The following is a 5754-nucleotide window of genomic DNA, read 5'->3' on the forward strand; positions in this document are numbered from 1 at the left end:
GTGTTCTATTATTCGGATCTTTAAGGGAAGTTGGATCTCCCACTTAACTTCTTCGAATTTTTAGAACTTTAAATGCCGTTAAGGCTGGAATAAATCGAAATAAATAAGGGTCTGACCTCTCTAACATCAAGCTAGAGGGGTCAGACCCTTCAATTTTAGATAATTTTATTGTTTTTTAACCCGCTCAAACGTTTGCCAAGCTTGCTTCCTGGGAAAGCTTGTACAAAGGCATTAATGCTTCAAAAGTTCGTTCAATTTTCTCAATAAATTCATCGCCGCTCATTTTTGCACTATCTTCCTTATTAATCGTAATACCGCATAGAAGCTCAGCCTTTTTAACTGTTTGCAGGCGTGTAAACATTGCTTGGAACTCATCGTCAGAAAACTCGCTTTGTTTTAAAACTTCTGGTTTCATATGATCGATAGACCAGACGAAATCTCCAGGGATTTTTGCTCTGATTTCTGACCAGTTTTCTTGTAGTAAACGCCCGTATTCAGCTTTCATCGGTGCTTCATAAATAAGAGCAAACCAAGCGAACACATGCGTGCCCCACAATCCGATTTGAAAATGTGGAAGCATTTTATAGCCCCTTTTATTCGTAGCAAAAGCAACCCATGTATCATTCGGGGGATTAACAGATCTGCGAGCATGTTTTGCGATATGTGTAAACATTTCATCACCGGTTAAAGCAGACAAAGTCGGTGCGAAATGAGTGCCTAATGCTTCAAATTTTGGACGAATGATTGATTTGAGTCCTTCCATTCTTTCATCAAGTCCATTTATTGAAAAAACATTAAAATCTGTGTCATTGAAACCTGTAAAAGTCAAAAAAATCACTCCTGATCGCTATAATAAGCATATTTTATCATAGGTACAAATTATTACATACAAAAATGCGTTCTGAAAATGAAGATTTATCGTATTAATTAGGTAAATACACAATTTTCAGGTCGAAGTTCCGTACCTGTTTCCAACAACATATTATATAAAAAAACAAACTATCTGAAAATTGTAAAATGTGAACATTGCTTTTAGGAACAATGAGTAGAAAGGGGCGGTAGAAAATGAAACAGATTGTTAAAAGAAATTTGCCAAGAGGATCGAGTAGCCGTATTGGGGTGTTAAGACTTGAGTTAGATTATGAATTAGCCACCCTTTACGATGCAATGCAAAGAAATGATGATGAAGAGAAGAAAAAATGCAAACAGAAGTTAGAGAGATTACGAAATGAATGGATGAGACTCCATTCTTAAACGGTCTTTGCATGAACGAACCTAAAATAGGTTCGTTTTTATCATGTCTGGCGAAAAGATGTCAGCTTCATGTAATATTATGCGGCAAATACTCTAAACTTATCTACTTGATTTAAGTTAATTCAATACAGTATCCTTAAAGTGGTAGCATCTGAAACAGAGAAGGGTGTTGTTTGAACAATGACAAATTGGAATGAAATTGATCACAATGCAAAAAAATGGGTGCAAGAAGCAGGGGAACTTATTAGACAATCATTTGCGACAACATTGTCGATTGAAACGAAATCAAATCCAAATGATCTAGTAACGAATATTGATAAAGAAACAGAACAGTTCTTAATGGGTAAAATTAAAGAAGTATATCCAGAACATAAAATTTTAGGAGAAGAAGGATCTGGTCACGATATAACATCTGTTGAAGGAATTATTTGGATTATTGATCCGATTGATGGGACGATGAACTTTATTCATCAAAAAAGAAATTTTGCAATCTCAGTCGGGATTTATAAAGATGGAGTCGGGCAGATTGGATTAATCTATGATGTTGTACATAATGAATTATACCACGCGGTTAAAGGACAAGGTGCATTTATGAATGATGTACAGCTTCCTAAACTTAAGGAAACAAGGATTGAAGAAGCGATTATTAGTATAAGCCCGTCATGGGTAACTGAAAATAGACGTATTGACTACCGGATATTAGCGCCCCTTATAAAGAGGATAAGAGGAACGAGATGCTTTGGCTCAGCTGCTTTAGAGTGTGCATTTGTCGCTTCAGGACGGATTAGCTCTTATATTACAATGAGGCTTTCTGCATGGGATTATGCAGCAGGATTGGTGCTCTTAGAGGAAGTTGGTGCCGTTGCTACGACAGTGTATGGAGAACCACTTAATCTATTAGAAAACAGTAGCTTTTTCGCTGGAGAAAGAAATGTTCACCAGCAAATACTTGATGAGTATATAAATAAATAAGATGCTGATATATAAGGAACTAGCGGTGGATGACTACCCTTTTCTTGAGGAGATAGCACAAGCAAGTCCAGAATGGAAAAGGGAAGAAAAGTTTGAAGGTAATATAGAGGAATATTTACTTGTCTACAAAATGTATCATGGAAAATGGTATATATGGTATGATAAGAGCATGCCGGTTGGAATTTCTTATTTTTTAGAATGGTCACCGTCGAATGAGAAGCCGTGGCTCGGAACTGTACTCATTGAACCAGGGCTGCGCGGAGATGGGTATGGAAGACAAATAATAGATAATATTTGCAATGAGCTTAGCAAGGAAAATCATAAAGCAATTTTTGCTGCATGCCCTATTGAAAGAGATGACTGGCTGCTTTTTTTAGCAAAATGTAATTTTGAACAATTCAAAGTGGAAAAATCAGATACTGAAAAAGAATATATGATTTTAGTAAGACCATTATGAAAGAGGCTGGCACTTGGTGCCAGCCTCTTTCATGGGAAAGTCGCTGATAAAATCATTAAAGTGTATCGCTCATCTTCTTTTTTAAGGTAAAGCCTGTACCCATAATGACGATTAATGCGAAAATAGCACCGGCTGTTCCGAGTGTGCTCCGCATGCCGATGGCAACTCCAATTAATGTCATGCACATAGCGGCTAAAAATGCTAATAATAAAAATATCCACTTACCTAATTTCATTATGCAGCAGCCCTTTCCACCTTTTTCATTAGTGTAGCGAAAATGTTTCTTTTTTTCTACTACATTTTTTGTTATAATATCAAAGTTAAAAAATAGTGACAAAATGTTCAAAAAATAGCACAATATTCGAGAAGTTTGATAATTAAAGTAATGATAACTTGTAGGTATGTCTACCTTTTTGAATGTAATAAAGTTTTTATGGCTAGCTCCAGTACTTTTTAAGTACTTGTGCTTTTCAAATTATGAGGAGATGAAATTGTGGAACTTCGAAATGATATTCGTAATATAGCTATTATCGCCCACGTTGACCATGGTAAAACGACACTTGTTGACCAATTACTGCACCAATCAGGTACATTCCGTACAAATGAGCAAGTTGCTGAGCGTGCAATGGACTCAGGCGATATTGAGAGAGAACGCGGAATTACAATTTTAGCGAAAAATACTGCGATTACTTATAAAGAGAAAAGAATTAACATTATGGATACACCAGGACATGCTGACTTCGGTGGAGAAGTTGAGCGTATTATGAAAATGGTTGACGGTGTATTACTTGTTGTTGATGCATATGAAGGCTGTATGCCGCAAACTCGTTTCGTATTGAAAAAGGCATTAGAGCAAAATTTAACACCTATTGTTGTTGTTAATAAAATTGACCGTGACTTTGCGCGTCCAAAAGAAGTAGTTGACGAAGTATTAGATTTATTCATTGAATTAGATGCAAATGAAGAACAGCTTGAATTCCCGGTTATTTATGCTTCTGGAATTAACGGTACAGCAAGCACGACTGTGGATAAGCAAGATGAGAATATGGAATCATTATTTGAAGCGATTGTTGAGAATATTCCAGCACCGGTGGATAACAGTGCTGAACCACTTCAATTCCAAGTATCTTTACTTGATTATAATGATTTCGTTGGACGTATCGGTATCGGTCGTGTATTCCGCGGAACGATGAAAGTTGGACAACAAGTTTCATTAATGAAGCTTGACGGTTCTGCAAAAAATTTCCGTGTAACGAAATTATTCGGTTTCCAAGGATTAAAACGTATTGAAATTCAAGAAGCAAAAGCAGGAGATCTTGTAGCTGTTTCCGGAATGGAAGATATCAACGTTGGAGAAACTGTTTGTCCTGTTGAACATCAGGAAGCACTTCCAATTCTTCATATTGATGAACCGACATTACAAATGACTTTTGTTGTTAATAACAGTCCATTTGCCGGTCGTGAAGGTAAATTCGTTACATCAAGAAAAATTGAAGAAAGATTAATGGCACAGCTGCAAACAGATGTAAGTTTACGTGTTGACAACACAGATTCACCTGACGCTTGGATCGTTTCAGGGCGTGGAGAATTGCATCTTTCTATCTTAATTGAAAATATGCGCCGTGAAGGATATGAGCTTCAAGTATCAAAACCAGAAGTTATCGTAAAAGAAATTGACGGTGTTCGTTGTGAGCCGGTTGAACGTGTGCAAATTGACGTTCCTGAAGAGCATACAGGTGCAATTATGGAATCAATTGGTGCACGTAAAGGTGATATGATTGATATGATTAACAATGGAAACGGCCAAGTGCGTCTTATTTTCAATGTACCAGCACGTGGATTAATCGGTTATTCAACAGAATTTATGTCATTAACACGTGGTTTTGGTATTATTAACCATACGTTTGACAGCTATAAACCGATGCAGCAAGGGCAAGTCGGTGGTCGCCGTCAAGGTGTTCTTGTTTCAATGGAAAATGGTAAAGCATCTGCTTATGGTATTCAAGGAATTGAGGACCGTGGTGTGATCTTCGTTGAACCAGGTACAGAAGTGTATCAAGGGATGATCGTCGGTGAACATAACCGTGAAAATGATTTAGTTGTTAACATTGCGAAAATGAAACAACAAACAAATATTCGTTCTGCAACGAAAGACCAGACGACAAGTATGAAAAAACCGCGTATTATGACACTGGAAGAATCACTTGAATATTTAAATGATGATGAATACTGTGAAGTAACACCGGAATCAATCCGCTTAAGAAAGAAAATTTTAGATAAAAATGAACGTGAAAAAGCAGCTAAAAAGAAAAAATTAGCTGGATTATCTTAAACAATGATATATAATTGGAAACGAAGCTGCTGATAAAGCAGCTTTGTTTTTATATTTTTTGAAGGGGGAGGAAGAAATGGATCCTACAGAACGGTTTTCATTTTTCGCTAGCCTATATCAAATCGATGAAAATCCTGAAATAAAAATGTGGTTGCTATATTTTACCCTTTTAGCTTTATCGATTCTCGTCTATAAATTAGGCTTTGCGTTAAAATTACCGATTTTAAAGTCAGTTATTGTTTATACTTTTTTAGCTTTAGGCTGTACAGTCCTTACTTTTTTAGCAATCTTTTTACCAGTTGGAGAAGGGCTTGTCATTGCGGCATTAATTTTAATTATATATAAAGTGAGATTACGTCAGGCGAAACGAAGCGGGAGGGTATAGATGAAATCATTGCGTGATAATTTGTATAATTGGCTGACGATTAAAGCGGTTGCAGACTTTCGGAAAGAAGATGAGGCGGCACAGCAGACAGCAGATCTTTTTTATGAAATGTTAACAGTCGATTTCAAATTAGAAAACATTGAAGTTACAAAAGATGATTCATTTTATATCGTTACATATGTACATGAAGAAGAAGAAGCACAAAAAGCAACATTTCCAATTGAACTAATTGAAGTGATGCTTGAGCAAATGAAGGAAGAGCCGCATAAATTTAAAAATTATCCGAGCGAAGATAAAAACGGCTGAACTGCAGCCGTTTTTATTATTGTTTATCCAAGCCTTAACGAGCAGTAA

General features: G+C 36.4%; 8 protein-coding genes. 6 read left to right on the forward strand and 2 right to left on the reverse strand.

Translation table 11 applies throughout. The features are described 5' to 3' along the window. Nucleotides 1–184: 184 nt before the first annotated feature. On the reverse strand, nt 185–829 hold the full coding sequence (locus BFA01S_RS20655) for a YktB family protein (RefSeq protein ID WP_066235391.1): 645 nt from the start codon (nt 827–829) through the stop codon (nt 185–187). Between the two features lie 236 nt (nt 830–1065). Here BFA01S_RS20655 and BFA01S_RS20660 point away from each other — a divergent pair, with 236 nt between their 5' ends. The 3 genes from BFA01S_RS20660 (at nt 1066) to BFA01S_RS20670 (ending at nt 2683) form a co-directional block, all read left to right on the forward strand. Beyond that, on the forward strand, nt 1066–1254 hold the full coding sequence (locus tag BFA01S_RS20660; protein ID WP_066235393.1) for a hypothetical protein: 189 nt from the start codon (nt 1066–1068) through the stop codon (nt 1252–1254). 180 nt (nt 1255–1434) lie between these two features. After that, entirely contained in the window at nt 1435–2226 is a 792-nt protein-coding gene (locus BFA01S_RS20665) for an inositol monophosphatase family protein (protein ID WP_066235395.1), read from the forward strand. 1 nt (nt 2227) lies between these two features. Next, nucleotides 2228–2683, forward strand: a complete 456-nt coding sequence (locus tag BFA01S_RS20670) for a GNAT family N-acetyltransferase (protein ID WP_066235397.1) — start codon at nt 2228–2230, stop codon at nt 2681–2683. Between the two features lie 55 nt (nt 2684–2738). On the opposite strand, the gene BFA01S_RS20675 is transcribed toward BFA01S_RS20670, so the two are convergent. Further along, nucleotides 2739–2918, reverse strand: coding sequence for a YlaF family protein (locus BFA01S_RS20675; protein WP_066235399.1), 180 nt, complete (start codon nt 2916–2918; stop codon nt 2739–2741). Between the two features lie 258 nt (nt 2919–3176). Between BFA01S_RS20675 and typA the strand changes: the two genes are divergently transcribed. From typA to BFA01S_RS20690, 3 genes are all read left to right on the forward strand, one after another. Beyond that, nucleotides 3177–5015, forward strand: coding sequence for a translational GTPase TypA (gene typA, locus BFA01S_RS20680; RefSeq protein WP_066235402.1), 1839 nt, complete (start codon nt 3177–3179; stop codon nt 5013–5015). A 76-nt stretch (nt 5016–5091) separates the two neighbouring features. After that, nucleotides 5092–5400 (forward strand): YlaH-like family protein, encoded by a 309-nt coding sequence (locus BFA01S_RS20685; protein WP_066235403.1) that lies wholly within the window; start codon nt 5092–5094, stop codon nt 5398–5400. Next, the gene (locus tag BFA01S_RS20690) at nt 5401–5706 is read left to right on the forward strand and encodes a hypothetical protein (RefSeq protein WP_066235405.1); all 306 of its coding nucleotides are present in this window, start codon (nt 5401–5403) and stop codon (nt 5704–5706) included. Nucleotides 5707–5754: the final 48 nt, after the last annotated feature.

Source organism: Metabacillus fastidiosus NBRC 101226 (genome assembly GCF_001591625.1).
In the GTDB taxonomy this organism is placed as follows: Bacteria; Bacillota; Bacilli; order Bacillales; family Bacillaceae; genus Metabacillus; species Metabacillus fastidiosus.

What these genes read in the sequence shown, in the direction of transcription:
- BFA01S_RS20660 (WP_066235393.1), top strand. Translation starts at nt 1,066, where the DNA reads ATGAAACAGATTGTTAAAAGAAATTTGCCAAGAGGATCGAGTAGCCGT.
- BFA01S_RS20690 (WP_066235405.1), top strand. Translation starts at nt 5,401, where the DNA reads ATGAAATCATTGCGTGATAATTTGTATAATTGGCTGACGATTAAAGCG.
- BFA01S_RS20670 (WP_066235397.1), top strand. Translation starts at nt 2,228, where the DNA reads ATGCTGATATATAAGGAACTAGCGGTGGATGACTACCCTTTTCTTGAG.
- BFA01S_RS20685 (WP_066235403.1), top strand. Translation starts at nt 5,092, where the DNA reads ATGGATCCTACAGAACGGTTTTCATTTTTCGCTAGCCTATATCAAATC.
- BFA01S_RS20665 (WP_066235395.1), top strand. Translation starts at nt 1,435, where the DNA reads ATGACAAATTGGAATGAAATTGATCACAATGCAAAAAAATGGGTGCAA.
- BFA01S_RS20675 (WP_066235399.1), bottom strand. Translation starts at nt 2,918, where the DNA reads ATGAAATTAGGTAAGTGGATATTTTTATTATTAGCATTTTTAGCCGCT.